Source organism: Agromyces sp. GQ35, assembly GCF_059758475.1.
Genome location: NZ_JCAXEO010000001.1, coordinates 1,583,049 through 1,597,015, shown reverse-complemented (window position 1 = coordinate 1,597,015; position 13,967 = coordinate 1,583,049). Strand labels below are relative to the sequence as shown.

General features: G+C 71.7%; 13 protein-coding genes. 9 read left to right on the top strand and 4 right to left on the bottom strand.

All coding sequences use genetic code 11. The features are described from left to right. Window positions 1–40 precede the first annotated feature (40 nt). The 5 genes from AC6CH0_RS07415 to AC6CH0_RS07395 all read left to right on the top strand — a co-directional run bounded on the left by AC6CH0_RS07415 (window position 41) and on the right by AC6CH0_RS07395 (window position 5,437). Complete coding sequence (locus AC6CH0_RS07415) at window positions 41–934, top strand: ABC transporter ATP-binding protein (RefSeq protein ID WP_498099275.1); 894 nt, start codon at window positions 41–43, stop codon at window positions 932–934. Then, a complete protein-coding gene (locus tag AC6CH0_RS07410) occupies window positions 931–1,782 on the top strand; it encodes an ABC transporter permease (protein WP_498099273.1) in 852 nt (283 codons plus the stop codon). The genes AC6CH0_RS07415 and AC6CH0_RS07410 overlap by 4 nt, the downstream gene beginning before the upstream one ends. Before the next feature lie 51 nt (window positions 1,783–1,833). Further along, a complete protein-coding gene (locus AC6CH0_RS07405; RefSeq protein ID WP_498099271.1) occupies window positions 1,834–2,970 on the top strand; it encodes a sensor histidine kinase in 1,137 nt (378 codons plus the stop codon). Further along, on the top strand, window positions 2,967–3,605 hold the full coding sequence (locus AC6CH0_RS07400) for a response regulator (protein WP_498099269.1): 639 nt from the start codon (window positions 2,967–2,969) through the stop codon (window positions 3,603–3,605). Before AC6CH0_RS07405 ends, AC6CH0_RS07400 begins: the two co-directional genes overlap by 4 nt. A gap of 125 nt (window positions 3,606–3,730) precedes the next feature. Continuing rightward, window positions 3,731–5,437 (top strand): long-chain-fatty-acid--CoA ligase, encoded by a 1,707-nt coding sequence (locus tag AC6CH0_RS07395; RefSeq protein ID WP_498099267.1) that lies wholly within the window; start codon window positions 3,731–3,733, stop codon window positions 5,435–5,437. 24 nt (window positions 5,438–5,461) lie between these two features. Here the strand turns inward: AC6CH0_RS07395 and AC6CH0_RS07390 are convergent, their stop codons facing one another. Further along, window positions 5,462–5,818: a winged helix-turn-helix transcriptional regulator gene (locus AC6CH0_RS07390; protein WP_498101062.1), complete on the bottom strand. Its 357-nt coding sequence runs from the start codon at window positions 5,816–5,818 to the stop codon at window positions 5,462–5,464. Between the two features lie 115 nt (window positions 5,819–5,933). Between AC6CH0_RS07390 and AC6CH0_RS07385 the strand changes: the two genes are divergently transcribed. Both AC6CH0_RS07385 and AC6CH0_RS07380 read left to right on the top strand, forming a co-directional pair. Further along, window positions 5,934–6,335, top strand: coding sequence for a nuclear transport factor 2 family protein (locus AC6CH0_RS07385; protein WP_498099265.1), 402 nt, complete (start codon window positions 5,934–5,936; stop codon window positions 6,333–6,335). Between the two features lie 133 nt (window positions 6,336–6,468). Continuing rightward, a complete protein-coding gene (locus AC6CH0_RS07380) occupies window positions 6,469–8,064 on the top strand; it encodes a bifunctional phosphatase PAP2/diacylglycerol kinase family protein (RefSeq protein WP_498099263.1) in 1,596 nt (531 codons plus the stop codon). Between the two features lies 1 nt (window position 8,065). Here AC6CH0_RS07380 and AC6CH0_RS07375 read toward each other — a convergent pair whose 3' ends face one another. Both AC6CH0_RS07375 and AC6CH0_RS07370 read right to left on the bottom strand, forming a co-directional pair. Next, on the bottom strand, window positions 8,066–8,734 hold the full coding sequence (locus AC6CH0_RS07375; protein WP_498099261.1) for a LuxR C-terminal-related transcriptional regulator: 669 nt from the start codon (window positions 8,732–8,734) through the stop codon (window positions 8,066–8,068). Continuing rightward, window positions 8,727–9,995 carry an ATP-binding protein gene (locus tag AC6CH0_RS07370; protein ID WP_498099259.1) on the bottom strand — a complete coding sequence of 423 codons (1,269 nt, stop codon included), beginning with the start codon at window positions 9,993–9,995 and terminating at the stop codon, window positions 8,727–8,729. The genes AC6CH0_RS07375 and AC6CH0_RS07370 overlap by 8 nt, the downstream gene beginning before the upstream one ends. A 114-nt stretch (window positions 9,996–10,109) precedes the next feature. Between AC6CH0_RS07370 and AC6CH0_RS07365 the strand changes: the two genes are divergently transcribed. Both AC6CH0_RS07365 and AC6CH0_RS07360 read left to right on the top strand, forming a co-directional pair. Further along, complete coding sequence (locus AC6CH0_RS07365) at window positions 10,110–11,993, top strand: PspC domain-containing protein (RefSeq protein WP_498099257.1); 1,884 nt, start codon at window positions 10,110–10,112, stop codon at window positions 11,991–11,993. Between the two features lie 2 nt (window positions 11,994–11,995). Then, entirely contained in the window at window positions 11,996–12,412 is a 417-nt protein-coding gene (locus AC6CH0_RS07360) for a hypothetical protein (protein WP_498099255.1), read from the top strand. 285 nt (window positions 12,413–12,697) lie between these two features. On the opposite strand, the gene AC6CH0_RS07355 is transcribed toward AC6CH0_RS07360, so the two are convergent. Continuing rightward, window positions 12,698–13,966 (bottom strand): UDP-N-acetylmuramate dehydrogenase, encoded by a 1,269-nt coding sequence (locus tag AC6CH0_RS07355; RefSeq protein WP_498099253.1) that lies wholly within the window; start codon window positions 13,964–13,966, stop codon window positions 12,698–12,700. Window position 13,967: the final 1 nt, after the last annotated feature.

Genomic DNA, 13,967 nt, shown 5'->3' with positions numbered 1-13,967 from the left:
GCCGCTGCCGCCGAGCCCCGGCGAACGGCATGCTCTGAGTATGGACATGACACGTACGGATGCCGCGGTGCGGATCCGCGGCCTGCGCAAGGACTACGGCGGGGTCGCGGCCGTCGACGGCATCGACCTCGACATCGCCCACGGTGAAACGTTCGCCCTGCTCGGCCCGAACGGCGCCGGCAAGTCGACGACGATCGAGATCCTCGAGGGGTACCGGCTGCGCACGAGCGGCGAGGTGAGCGTGCTCGGTGCCGACCCGGCGAAAGCCGGCCTCGATTGGAAGGCGCGGCTCGGCATCGTGCTGCAATCGGGCGCGGAATCGGGCGTCTACACGGTGCGCGAGCAACTCACGCACTTCGCGAAGTTCTACCCGAATCCCCGCGACATCGACGAGGTGATCGCCGCCGTCGGCCTCGAGCAGAAGGCGCGCACGCGCATCTCGAAGCTCTCGGGCGGTCAACGCCGCCGGGTCGACGTCGCCCTCGGCATCATCGGCCGGCCCGAGCTGCTGTTCCTCGACGAGCCGACCACGGGCTTCGACCCCGAGGCCCGCCGCGAGTTCTGGACCCTGATCCGGCAGTTGAAAGCCGAGGGCACCACGATCCTGCTCACCACCCACTACCTCGACGAGGCCGCGCAGCTCGGCGATCGCGCGGGCATCATCCTCGGCGGCCGGCTCGTCGACGTCGGACCGGTCGACGAACTGGGCGGTGCCGAGGCACGAGTGCCGCTCGTGCGATGGCGCGACCGCGACGGAACGCCGCACGAGCGGCGAAGCGAACGACCGGCCGAAGTCGTCGCCTCCGTCGTCGCTGCCGAGGGCGGCGAGCCGGTCGGCCTCGAGATCATCCGGCCGACGCTCGAAGACATCTACCTGCAACTGGTGCGCGCCGCCGGCCAGCCCGTGCACGACGAAGAGGAGGCACTCGCATGAGCGCTCCCATCACCCGCGAACCGACGGCAGCGCCGCGCCCCGGCGTCATTCCCCTCGGCATCGCACGCATCGGGCACGAGGTCAGGGGCTACTTCCGCTCCCCCGACGCGGTGTTCTTCACCTTCCTGTTCCCACTCATCATGCTCGGCATCTTCACGGCGGCCTTCAGCGCCGCCGGCGACATCCAGCCCGGGCCGGATGCCCCGGGCATCTCGGTCGGCGCCTACTACCTGCCCGGCATGCTCGCCGCGGGCATACTGCTCTCGGGCGTGCAGAACCTCGCGGTCGACATCGCCACCGAGAAGAGCGACGGCACCCTGAAACGGCTCGGCGGCACCCCACTGTCGCCCGTCTCGTACTTCCTCGGCAAGATCGGCCAGGTGTTCGTCACCGGCATCCTGCAGGCCGCACTCCTGCTGCTCGTCGCCGCGACGATCTTCGGCATCGCCCTGCCGACGACTGCTGAAGCCTGGCTCACGTTCGCGTGGGTGTTCGTGCTCGGCATCGCGGCATCGGCGCTGCTCGGCATCGCCCTCTCGGCGGTGCCCCGCTCGGGCAAGAGCGCGACCGCGGTCGTCATTCCGATCGTGCTCGTGCTGCAGTTCATCTCGGGCGTCTACCTGCAGTTCTCGCAACTGCCCGAGTGGATGCAGAACCTCGCGAGCGCGTTCCCCCTGAAGTGGATGGCGCAGGGCATGCGCGCGGCGTTCCTCCCCGACGAGTTCAAGGTCATGGAACAGCACGGCGAGTGGGATCTCGGCTGGGTCGCCTTCTGGCTGATCGCGTGGCTCGTCGTCGGGCTCGTGCTCAGCCGCGTGAGCTTCCGCTGGATCCGGCGCGACGCATGAGACGGTGACCATATGGTGAATCGGCGGTGGTGGGATCTCGCGGCAGTCGCAGTGACGGCCGTGACCGTGATCTTCACCCTCATCGAGCCGCCGTACGGCCCGAACGAATGGGGCGCGTTGGCGACGGCAGCAGTGTTCCTCGCCGCGTACTTCGGCTACCTCAGGGGCCGCATCGGCGGTGAGGATCCCGGGCATCATCTCGTGGGCACCGCCGTGCTCGCCGTGCTGCTCGGGGTGGGCACGGCGTTCGACGCCTCCTTCGCGACGATGCAGAGCTTCGCGTACCCGTACATCTGGGTCACCGCCCCGTCGACGAAACGCGCGATCGTGGCCAACGTCTGCATGGCGGCGGCGGTCGCCTCCGGCTATGCCACGCACTTCTCGTCGGACCCCGCCACCGGCATCGTCGCGGGCATCGGCGTCGGCACCCTCTCGCTCGCCTTCAGTCTCGCGCTCGGCCTCTGGATCACCCACATCGCCAGCATCGGTGAAGAGCGGGCTCGGCTCTTCGACGAGCTGCAGGCCGCGCAGGGCCAGCTCGCCGCGATGCACCGCGACGCCGGCGTGATCGATGAGCGGGCACGACTCGCGCGCGAGATCCACGACACGATCGCGCAGAGTCTCACCGGTCTCGTGATGGTCGCCCAGCGAACGGGCACCCGGCTCGCTCCCGTCGACGGCGACGCCGCGGCATCCGCTCGGGCCGATGTCGAGCTCATCGAGCAGATGGCGCGTGAGGCGCTCACCGAGGCGCGCGGACTCGTCGCCTCCCTCGCACCCGTCGAGCCGGGCGCGGGCCTCGGCGACGCACTCGGTCGGCTCGCCAGGTCGTTCGAGCGCGAGACGGGCGTGCACGTCGCGGTGTCATCGGATGTCGCGGAGCTCGGCCGCGAGACAGAGGTCGTGCTGCTCCGCACCGCGCAAGAGGGGCTCGCGAACGTGCGCAAGCACGCCCGGGCCGCTCACGCCACGATCTCGGTGCTGGCCGCACCCGGCGAAGTGGTGCTGACGGTCACCGACGACGGGGTCGGCCCGGGCTCGGCGGTTCCCGGCGAGTCGGGGTTCGGCCTCGCCGGAATCCGCGATCGAGCGGCGCTCGTCGGCGGTTCGTTCTCGATCGAGGCCGGCCCGAGCGGCGGCACGGTATTGCGCGTCGGCATTCCCCGAGCCCCAGAGGAGACTCCATGACCGCGGCATTGCGCATCGTCGTCGCTGACGACCACCCCATCGTGCGTGCCGGCATCGTCGGCCTCCTCGAGTCGGAGCCGGGGCTCGAGGTCGTCGGCGAAGCCGCCGACGGCGCCGAGGCGGTCGCGGTCGCGGCATCCGTGCGCCCCGACCTCGTGCTCATGGACCTGCGCATGCCCGAGCTCGACGGCGCGGCAGCCACCGCACGCATCGTGGCGGAGGTGCCCGGCACGCGCGTGCTCGTGCTCACGACCTACGAGACCGACGACCACATCCTCGCGGCGATCGAGGCGGGGGCGAGCGGGTACCTGCTGAAAGCGGCACCGCAGGCCGAGATCGTCGCCGGCATTCGCGCGGTCGCCGCCGGCGAGACGGTGCTCGCCCCGTCGATCGCCGCGAAGCTCGTCTCGCGGGTGAGGGCGGAAGCGGCATCCGTCGCCCCGCCGGCGCTGTCGCCGCGTGAACTCGACGTGCTGCGGCTCGTGGCCGACGGCCTCTCGAATCCCGAGATCGCCCGTGCGCTCTTCATCGGCGAGGCGACGGTGAAGACGCACCTGCTGCACGTGTTCGAGAAGCTCGAGGTGCGCGACCGCACCCGCGCGGTGACTCGCGCGATGGAGCTCGGCCTGCTCTGAGGCACCGGCCGACGAAGGGCGAGCACAGCGGATGCCGCCTACGCTGGAGATGGCATCCGCACGCGCCGTGGCAACGGCCGGCTGCTCGCGTGGTCGACGAGTGCGTGGTGGCCTCGAGAGGAAGCATGAACCCGTACGAAGACCGTCCGTGGCTGGCCCACTACGCCGAGGGCGTGCCCCACACGATCGAGGAGCCCACGCAGACGCTCGTCGACATGATCGACGACGCCGTGCACCGGTTCCGTCGGCAGACGGCACTCGAGTTCTTCGGCGCTGAGACGAGTTACCGCGAGCTCGGCGAGCAGATCGCCTCGGCCGCCGAGGGCCTACGCCGACTCGGCGTCGAGCCCGGCGACCGGGTCGCACTCGTGCTGCCGAACTGCCCGCAGCACGTCGTCGCGTTCTACGCGGTGCTTCGCCTCGGCGCGATCGTCGTCGAGCACAACCCGCTCTACACGCCGCCCGAGCTGCGGCACCAGTTCGAAGACCACGGGGCCCGCGTCGCGATCGTGTGGAGCAACGTGGCCGACACGGTCGCCGAGTTCCCGAGCGACATCCGACCCGAGCACATCGTCTCGGTCGACCTCGCACGCGCCCTGCCCCTCAGCAAGCGGATGGCGCTGCGCCTGCCGCTCCCCGCGGCGCGACGCTCGCGTGCCGCGCTCACCTCGACGCCGCGAGCACGTGGCCTCGAGCCGTGGGAACGTTTCACCTCGCGACGACCGCTGGCCAAGCGGCATCCGCGACCCTCGCTCGACGACACCGCCGTGCTGCAGTACACGAGCGGCACGACGGGAACCCCGAAGGGCGCCGTGCTCAGCCACCGCAACCTGCGCGCGAACGCGATGCAGAGTCGTGTCTGGGTACCCGGCCTCGCCATCGGCGACGAGACGTTCTACGGCGTGCTGCCGCTCTTCCACGCCTACGGCATGACGCTCTGCCTCACCGTCGCGATGAGCATCGGCGCGCGGCTCGTGCTCTTCCCGAAGTTCGACTCGGTGCTCGTGATGGCCGCCGCGCGGCATTCGCCGCCGACGTTCCTGCCCGCGGTGCCGCCGATCTACGACCAGCTCGTGCGCGCCACCGAGCGCCGCCCCGCTGCGCTCGAGAGCATCCGCTTCGCCATCTCGGGGGCGATGAGCCTGCCGGTGCCGACCGTCGAACGCTGGGAGACCGCGACCGGTGGACTGCTCGTCGAGGGCTACGGCATGACCGAGTCGTCGCCGATCTCGGTCGGCAACCCGATGGGCCCGTCCCGGCGGCCCGGCACCGTCGGCGTGCCCTTCCCGAGCACCGAGATCCGCGTCGTCGACCCCGCGCAACCCGATGTCGATCGGCCCGCCGGCGAGGAGGGCGAGCTGCTCGTGCGCGGGCCGCAGGTCTTCCAGGGCTACTGGCGTCGTCCCTCCGAGACGGCGGAGACCCTGCTGCCCGGCGGCTGGCTGCGCACGGGCGACATCGTGCGGGTCTCCGACGACGGTTTCGTCACGATCGTCGACCGGGTGAAAGAACTCATCATCACGGGTGGCTTCAACGTCTCGCCGTCAGAGGTCGAGGCGGCGCTGCTCGCGCACCCCGACGTGCGTGCCGCCGCGGTCGTGGGGCTCCCCCGCGACTCGGGCGGCGAAGCGGTCGCCGCCGCGGTCGAGCTGCGGGAGGGCGCCGACTTCGACGAGTCGGCGCTGCGCGACTTCTGCCGGGCGAGCCTCACGGCGTACAAGGTGCCGCGACGCATCGAGGAGGTCGACGAGCTACCCCGATCGCTCATCGGCAAGGTGTTGCGCCGCGAGGTTCGAGACATGCTGCTGGCGCGCAGCGCTTCGAGTCGATAGCGCCGTCGGGACGCACCGGAGTCGTCAGCCGTCGCTCGAAAGCGACCGCCGGTCGTAGACGTCGCGCGCGTCGAGCACCTCTTCGATGTGCCGCTCCGCCCAGAGGCCCAACGCGGTCAATGGCTCGCGCAGGGTCAGCCCCAGCGGGGTGAGCTCGTACTCCACCCGAGGGGGCATCTCGTCGTAGGCGGTTCTCGTGAGCACGCCGTCTCGCTCGAGGTCTCGAAGCGTCTCGGCGAGGACCTTGCCGCTGATGCCCTCGACGGCCGTGCGGATCGTGCCGAAGCGAGCAGGACCGTCGCTCAACGCGATGACGATCATGGCCGTCCACTTGTTCGCGATCTTGGCCAGGGAGGTTCGTGAGGGACACGTCGCCAACATGACGTTCCACACGGGTGCTGCTGAAGTCGCCGACATCATTCTCCGATAGTTACGTTGAGGTAACAAGTTACCATCTGAAACCATGGTGCTCACAGCCTCACAAAGGAGAGACACGATGACCGAACAGCACCCTGCAACAGTTGCGGCAACCTACTTCGACGCCCTCGGCCGCGGTGACATCCCGACGGTGATGGCGCAGTTCAGCGATGGCGTCACGTGGCACCAGCCGGGCGCCAACCGGTTCTCCGGCGACCACCACGGCCTCGACGGAGTCGGCGGCCTGCTCGGCGGGATGATGGAGGTGAGCGAAGGCAGCTTCCACCTCGAGGTCACCGGACCGTCGATGGTCAACGGTGAGCTCGTCGCAGTGCCGGTGCGGTTCACCGGAAGCCGAGCGGGCGCTTCCATGGACATGGCCGGCGTCGACCTGCTCACCGTTCGCGACGGAAAGATCGTCGAAGTGCACCTGTTCTCGGAGGACGGTCCCAGCGAGGACGCATTCTGGGGTCAGGTCTAGACGACTCAAGCGGCGCCGGGCACGGTTCGGCTCGCGGGGTCGGCTCGCAGAGTCGGCTCGCGGGCCGGCCCTGATGCCAGGTCCATTTGACAACCCGTCGACGCCCCCGATGCGACGCGCCTACGATGACGGCGTGGTGTTCCGGAACGTACGCGTCGCCGTACAACGCACGAAGATCCTGCCCGCCTGGGTCCGGCGAGCGGATGCCGCGGCGGCACGCGCCGTGAACGCGCGCCGCTCGCACCCCGTGGCCGATCGGCTCTGGTCGCGCGTCTCGGGATTCGCCGATCGCGGCGTGCTCTGGTGGACCATCGCCGGCGTGCTCGCCGTCACCGGGCGTCGACGTACGGCCGCGCGGGGACTCGGTTCGCTGCTCGTCGCGAGCGCCCTCACCAACGTGATCGCCAAGCGGGTCTTCGGCGGCGACCGGCCGCTGCTCGCCGACGTTCCCATCGGCCGCCACCTGCCGAAGTCGCCCATCACCCCGTCGTTCCCCTCCGGGCACTCGGCGAGTGCCGCGGCCTTCGCTGCAGGAATCGCGATCGAGTCGCCGCGCCTCGGCGCCGCCCTGGCACCGGCCGCGCTCAGCGTCGCGTACTCGCGGCTGCACACGGGCGCGCACTGGCTGTCCGACGTCATCGGCGGCGTCGCGCTCGGGGCCGGGGTGGCCGGGCTCGGCGCCCTCGTCGTGCACCGAGGGGCGAACCGGCTCGACGCCTGGGCGCCGACCGGTGCAGACCGCCGCCTGCCGACGTCGGACGACGGCGACGGCGTCGTCATCGTGGTCAACCGCGCATCCGGCACGAGCGTGCTGCGCAGCGACCCCCTCCCGGTGATCGAGCGGCGGCTGCCGCGCGCCGAGGTGCTCGTGCTCGACGATGGCGACGAGCCGGGGGATGCCGCGCGCGCCGCGCTCGCCCGCGAGAAACCACCGCGCATTCTGGGCGTGTGCGGTGGAGACGGTTCCGTCGCCGCCGTGGCGCACGTGGCACGCACCGCGGGGCTGCCGCTCCTCGTCGTGCCCGGCGGCACGTTCAATCACTTCGCACGCACGGCGGGCGCGGAATCCGTCGACCTTGCGATCGACGCGCTCCAGCGAGGCGAGGGGGTGCGAGCGGATGTCGCAGAGCTGCGCTTCGCCGACGGCTCACCCATCACGGTGCTGAACACCGCCTCGGTGGGCCTCTACCCCGACTTCGTCGCCGAACGGGAGCAACGCGAAGGCCGCTGGGGCAAGTGGCCCGCCGCCCTCATCGCCGCCGTGCGGGTGCTTCGCCGCTCAGCGCCGGTGACCGTGGTCGTCAACGGGCGCCGGGCACGGCTGTGGACCCTGTACGTGGGCGTCGGGCGGAACGACCCTGGCATCGCCGCACCGATGCAGCGACGGAGGCTCGACGACGGCGTGCTCGACGTGCGCATGCTGCACGCCGACGCTCGGGTGCGCGCGGCCGGTGCGCTGGCCTTCGGGCGCCGAACGAGCGCGGTGCTCCGGCGCATCCGGTTGCTGCCGAAGCGACTCGAGTCGTTCACGAGCGAGACGATCGAGGTGCTCGTGCGACCCCGGCACGGGCAGCCGCCGGGGTTCGCGCACGACGGCGAGGTGTCGATCGAGGCTCCCGCGGAGGCATCCACCCGCACCACGTCGCCCGGCTACCGCACGAGCGTGCGCATCGTTCCGCTGGCGCTCGACGTGTATCGACCCGCGAGCGCTGCTCGCAACGAGGGGTGAGCTAGAGCAGGCGCCGGGCGTTCGCCCAGGCCGTGAGCTCGTGCCGGCTCGAGAGTTGCAGCTTGCGCAGCACGGCCGAGACATGCGTCTCGACCGTCTTCGTCGAGATGAAGAGCTCGGCCGCGACCTCTTTGTAGGCGTAGCCGCGGGCGATCAGCCGCATGACCTCCTGCTCGCGGGCCGAGAGCCGGTCGAGCTCGTCACTCGCTGAGGCGGTCTCGCCGACCGCGGCGCCGAAGGCGTCGAGCACGAAGCCCGCGAGCTTCGGCGAGAACACGGCGTCGCCGCCCGCGACCGCTTGCACGGCGCGGCTGACGTCGGCGCCCGACGAACCCTTCGTGATGTAGCCGCGGGCACCGGCGCGGATGACGCCGACGACGTCTTCGGCCTTGTCCGAGACCGAGAGTGCGAGAAAGCGGGTCGAGGGCACGGATGCCGCGGCGCGCCGGATGACCTCGGCCCCGCCGCTCGTGCCCGCCGGCACCGCGACCCCGGGCAGGTGCACGTCGAGCAGCACGACGTCTGGCGCCGCATCCGTCACCGCCTGCACCGCCGACTCGACGTCGTGCGCCTCGCCGACCACCTCGACGGAGTCGTCGAGGTCGGCCTTCAGGCCCGAACGGAAGATCGAATGGTCGTCGACGATCACGACGCGCACACGCTCAGCCACGCGCTGACTCCGTTCGCTCGGCGGGGAACCGCAGTCGCACCTCGGTGCCGACGCTGCCGCTGCCGGGCCGCACCTCGCCCGAACCACCCGAGCGACGCATGCGGCCGATGATGGACTCGCGCACGCCCAGCCGGTCGCCCGGCACCTCGTCGATCGCGAAGCCCGGCCCGCGGTCGCGCACGAACACCTCCACGGCGTCGGGCGAGGACTCGACGTACACCGACACCTCGCCGCCGGCGTGGCGGGCGGCGTTGAGCATCGCCTCGCGCGCGGCAGCGGCCACCTCGCCGCTCGCGCTCTCGCGCGACTCCCCCACGACGACCACGTCGACGGTCACGGGGTACTCGATCTCGAGGGCGGCGCCGAAGTCGCGAAGGTCGGTGCCGAGGTCGCTGTCGGCCGGCGCATCGCCCGCGAAGAGCCAGTCGCGCAGCTCGCGCTCCTGCGCCCGGGCGATGCGGGCGACCTCGCTCGTCGCGCCCGCCCGGTTCTGGATGAGGGCGAGGGTCTGCAGCACCGAGTCGTGCAGGTGGGCGGCGATCTCGCTGCGCTGCTCTTCGCGGATGCGCTTCGTGCGCTCGGCACTGAGCTCGCGCCACGCGGCGATGAGCGTCGGCACGTAGACGAGCGCGATGCCGAGCACCGCGGCGAGCGCGACGCCGAAGCTCACGACGGTGTCCGATTGACGGCTCACGACGAAGATCTGCATCAACGCCGTGATGGCCAGCAGCACGGTCGCGAGCGTGCGGATCGCGAGTTCGTGGCGGGGCCCGCGAGCCGGGTCGGGGCGGTCGATCAGCGTCGCCCACGCTGCAGCCGCGACGGCGAGCGCGATGCCCGCGAGCGTCGTGAGGCTCCGTGACCCCGCACTCTGCGCGGCTGCCAGGGTCCAGACGCCGCTGGCGATCCAGACGCCGAGCAGGCACACGGCGGCCGCCGCGACGAGCAGCCACGCCACCGGCGCTCGCCGGCTCGGCCGTGCTTCTCCCTCGCCCCACGGCGTGAACACCCACAACCACACGTAGAGCAGCAGACCGGCCCCGGCCGCCAGCGTCGCGACGGCGAAGCCCGCGCGCACGAGCCAGACCGGCCAGCCGAGGTGGTCGGCGAGGCCGGCGGCGACGCCGGTCGCGAGACAGTCGCGAGGCCGGGTCATACGAGCGACGGCACCGACCGAGGAAGCTCCGACGGTCGGCGGCGCGGCAACGGCAGTGTCGGCGGATGCCGCGGCATCCGCTGCATTCCCCGCCGAGCTGTCCATGCTGCCATCCAAGCAGACCCCTGCCCTGCGGCCTCGGCCGGTGCGCCACGCTCAGGGTCGAATCAGGGATTCACCCCATGGCGAAGCATCCCGTGGCCCTGCCAGCATCGAAGCATGGAGACGAACCCGACTGCCCCAGAGGCGGACCCAGTGCACGGCGACGCGAAGGGGGACTCCGCGGCGCCCGGCCAGTCCGCCGAAGGGGCGACCGGCTCGGCTCCATACTCCGGTGCACCCGGCGCGGCAGGTACTGACAAGCGAGCGGATGCCGCGGCCGCGCCGGGCACCGGCACCGGCTTCTACGCCTGGCTCCGGCAGCTCGGCGTGCCGCGTCGCGTCGGCTGGCTCGGCGGCGTCTGCGCAGGTGTCGCCGCTCGCCTCGGCATCGACCCGATCATCGTGCGCGGCATCGTCGTGGTGATCGCGGTGCTCGGTGCGCCGCTCGTGCTGCTCTACGCGGTCGCGTGGCTGCTGCTGCCCGACACCGATGGCGAGATCCACTTCGAGCGCCTCACCCGCGGCATCGTCGACCCGGCGATGGTCGGCATCGCCGTCATGGGCGTGATCGGGCTCATCCCGCTCGTGCAGGGGGGCTGGCTCGGCTGGCGCTGGTGGCCCGACTGGCCGACGATCAGCGACCCGATCTTCGGGTTCAACCTCGCCTGGCCGCTGCGTGTGCTGTGGGTGCTCATGGTCGTCGGCGCGATCGTCGCACTCGTCATCTGGCTCGCACGACGGGCCTCCCAGAACCCCCCGGGCGGTGGCGGGCCGCGAATGGCTTCCGCGGCGACCGCCGCCGCTCCGGGGTACCACTCGACCACCACGGCGTTCGCATCGGATGCCCCGGCGACGACCGGCCCTGCATCGTTCGCGTTCGCCGCTGACGTTGCACGAACTGCGGGGGGCACGGAGTCGGCCGAACCGGTCGAACGCGCGGTCGCGCCGGCCCCGCCAGCCCCAGCCCCGCCGGCCCCGACCGCTGCCGCGGGCGCGGCCGGAACGGAGTCGGCCGAACCGGTCGAACGCGCGGTCGCGCCGGCCCCGCCAGCCCCAGCCCCGCCGGCCCCGACCGCTGCCGCGGGCGCGGCCGGATTCGCCGCAGCCGTGCCGAACGCCGAGCCGCCGGTTCCCGCGCAGGGAGCCGACGCAGCGGCGATCGCCGAGTGGCGCGCACAGCACGAGGCCTGGCGTGTCTCGCACGCCGAGTGGCGGGCCGGCCACGATGAGGCCGAACGCGCCGCGCGAGCCTACGCAGCCGCCGAGAACAAGGAGAAGGCGCGCCTGCTCACGGCGCAGGCCGACGAGGCGCGAGCAATCCGGCGCACCAACCGCCCGCGAGCGAGTGCCGCCTTCGTCTTCACCTTTCTCGGACTGGGCGCCGTGGCCGGCTCGATCGCGGCCATCTGGTCGCTGGGCACGCCGGATGTCGCCGGATTCGCGATCCCGATCGCGCTCGCGGTCTCGACCCTCGTGCTCGCCATGGGAATGCTCGTCGCCGGTCTTCGGCGCCGGCGCAGCGGCGGGCTCGCGTTCTTGACGACGCTGACGGCGGTCGCGATGGGAATCGCTGTGCTCGCGGCGACGATCATGCCGCAGGGTGTCTTCGTGCTTCCCGGACACAGCGTGCAGCTCAGCCACTCGCAACGGCTCGTGCAGCCCTATGGCGATGCGTACATCCATGCGACCCCGGGGATCCGTGACGTGGCGCCCGTCGTCGAACTCCGACAGGGCACCGGCGACACCTGGATCATCGTCGAACCGAACGCCGAGGTCGTGCTCGACGCGAGCGGAGCCGGCCACGTCGATGTCGTCGTGATGTCACCTGATTTCTCTTCGAGCTCGACTCCGCGGATCGGCGGCCTGGACCGAGGGGCACTGCTGCTCGGCGGCGAGAGCGGTGTTCGCGAATACACCGCGGGCGATGACCCGGTCGACGCGAGGATCGTGCTCGAACAGGGCTCAGGCACCGTGCACATCGAGATTCGGGAAGGAACCTGATCGTGACCATGAACACCCCCTCCTCCGCCTCCAGCTCCGCCTCCGCGCGGCCGGCCGATTCAGCCGAGACCGCCGTCACTGCGATCCTCGCCGACTGGAGCACTCCCGTCGGCGACACTCCACCGGCCCCGCCGAGTGCGGACGCGATGGCAGCGCCACCCGTGTCGGCCGCACCGGCCTCGGCGCGACCGACCGTGCGATGGGGAGCCATCGCCTGGGCAGTGCTCTTCGGCTCCGCCGCCGCCACGACGCTCTGGATCCTCATCGACCCGTCTCGCCGCGACGCCGTCGGCGGCTGGCTCACGACGCTGAGCCCGCTCGCCGCCGCCCTCTACGCGGTCGTCGCGCTCGGCGTCACCATGGCGCTGTTCGGCATCGTCGGCCTCATCCGCCGTGGCGAGCGCACCCACGCCCACTGAACCTCTGCCCCGGGCACGCCGACCCGTCGCAAACGCACTCGGTGAAGTGACGCGAATCGACCCTGCCGCTCAGGTGAGGGTCGATTCGCGTCACTTCGCCGCCGGCGTAGGCGGGGGGCGGGCGGGCGCGGGCGCAGCCGAGCGGGCAGGTCAGTGCGGGAGCAGGCGGGCGGGCGGGCGCAGCCGAGCGGGCAGGTCAGTGCGGGCGCAGCCGAGCGGGCGGGCGCAGCCGAGCGGGCGCAGGCGCGCGGGCACGGGCTGCGGCGCAGCGCGCAGGTGCAGCGGCTACAGCTCGACGCCGACGAGCACCGGCTCGGGCCGGAGCACGATGCCGAACTCGGCCTGCACCCGGCTCTGCACGTACCGCGCGAGCGCCGCGATCTCCTCGGCCGTGGCACCGCCGCGGTTGGTCAGGGCGAGGGTGTGCTTCGACGAGATCGCCGCTCGCGAACCAGGCAGCGCGAAGCCACGGCGGATGCCCGACTGCTCGATGAGCCACGCCGCCGAGAGCTTCACGAGCGGCCCGAGCTCGGGCTCGACCGCGTCGACCGCCCCGGCATCGGATGCCTCGAGCTCGGCCTGGTGCGCGAGGAACGCGTCGAGCGGCGTGCCTGAAGCGAGCGAGCCGAGCGGCACGACCTCGTCGGGCTCTTCGGGCTCGACATACCATCGAGGCGCCGATGCCGGCAGAGATCGGGCGACGTGCTCGCTGACGATGGGGTTGGTGAAGAACGAGCCGGCGCTCACCGAATCGGGGTCGGCCGGGTCGAGCACCATGCCCTTCGACGCGCGCAGTGCGAGCACGCTCTCTCGCACCTTCGCGATCGGCACCCGGTCGCCCTGCTGCACGTGCAACGCGTCGGCCAGCTGCCCGTAGGCGATCGGCCGGCCGAGCGCCTCGCCGAGCACGGCGCGCTCGGCGGACGTGTCGTGCAACTCGAGCTCCACGGTCACGACGATGCCGCGCAGACCCTGCTTCAGCACCGAGGTGCGGTAGTCGAGTTCGAGCTCGTCGGCCGTCATGCGGCGCGGTGCATCGGCGCCCTCGTCGAGGAACTCGATCGCGACGAGCGTCGACGCGAGCTCTTGCCCGTAGGCCCCGATGTTCTGCACGGGGGCAGCGCCGACCGAACCGGGGATGCCCGAGAGCGCCTCGATGCCCGAGTAGCCGTGCTCGACGGTCCACGCGACGAGGTCGTCCCACGACTCGCCGGCCTGCACGCGCAGGCGTGCGGAGTGCTCGTCGGTATCTCGACGTGCTGCTTCGTCTTGGTCTCGATACGCTCCTTCGTCGTTACTCGACCCGAGCCTCGACCGGCGGGTCGGCAGCACCTCGATGCCGCGAGTCGCCACCCTGATGACCGTGCCCTCGAAACCCTCGTCGCCGACGAGCAGGTTCGACCCGCCGCCGAGCGCGAGCCACGGGGCATCCGTCGCCCAGGTCTCGGCCGCGAGGTCGACGAGGTCGCGCTGCGTCGTGGCCGTCACGAGTCGATCGATGGGGCCGCCGACCTGCAGCGTCGTGAGTTCCGAGAAGCGGATGTCGCCGCTCATG

Coding starts and splice junctions, on each gene's coding strand:
- AC6CH0_RS07415 (WP_498099275.1), top strand. CDS start 41: ATGGACATGACACGTACGGATGCCGCGGTGCGGATCCGCGGCCTGCGC.
- AC6CH0_RS07410 (WP_498099273.1), top strand. CDS start 931: ATGAGCGCTCCCATCACCCGCGAACCGACGGCAGCGCCGCGCCCCGGC.
- AC6CH0_RS07400 (WP_498099269.1), top strand. CDS start 2,967: ATGACCGCGGCATTGCGCATCGTCGTCGCTGACGACCACCCCATCGTG.
- AC6CH0_RS07395 (WP_498099267.1), top strand. CDS start 3,731: ATGAACCCGTACGAAGACCGTCCGTGGCTGGCCCACTACGCCGAGGGC.
- AC6CH0_RS07390 (WP_498101062.1), bottom strand. CDS start 5,818: ATGTTGGCGACGTGTCCCTCACGAACCTCCCTGGCCAAGATCGCGAAC.
- AC6CH0_RS07385 (WP_498099265.1), top strand. CDS start 5,934: ATGACCGAACAGCACCCTGCAACAGTTGCGGCAACCTACTTCGACGCC.
- AC6CH0_RS07370 (WP_498099259.1), bottom strand. CDS start 9,995: ATGGACAGCTCGGCGGGGAATGCAGCGGATGCCGCGGCATCCGCCGAC.
- AC6CH0_RS07365 (WP_498099257.1), top strand. CDS start 10,110: ATGGAGACGAACCCGACTGCCCCAGAGGCGGACCCAGTGCACGGCGAC.
- AC6CH0_RS07355 (WP_498099253.1), bottom strand. CDS start 13,966: ATGAGCGGCGACATCCGCTTCTCGGAACTCACGACGCTGCAGGTCGGC.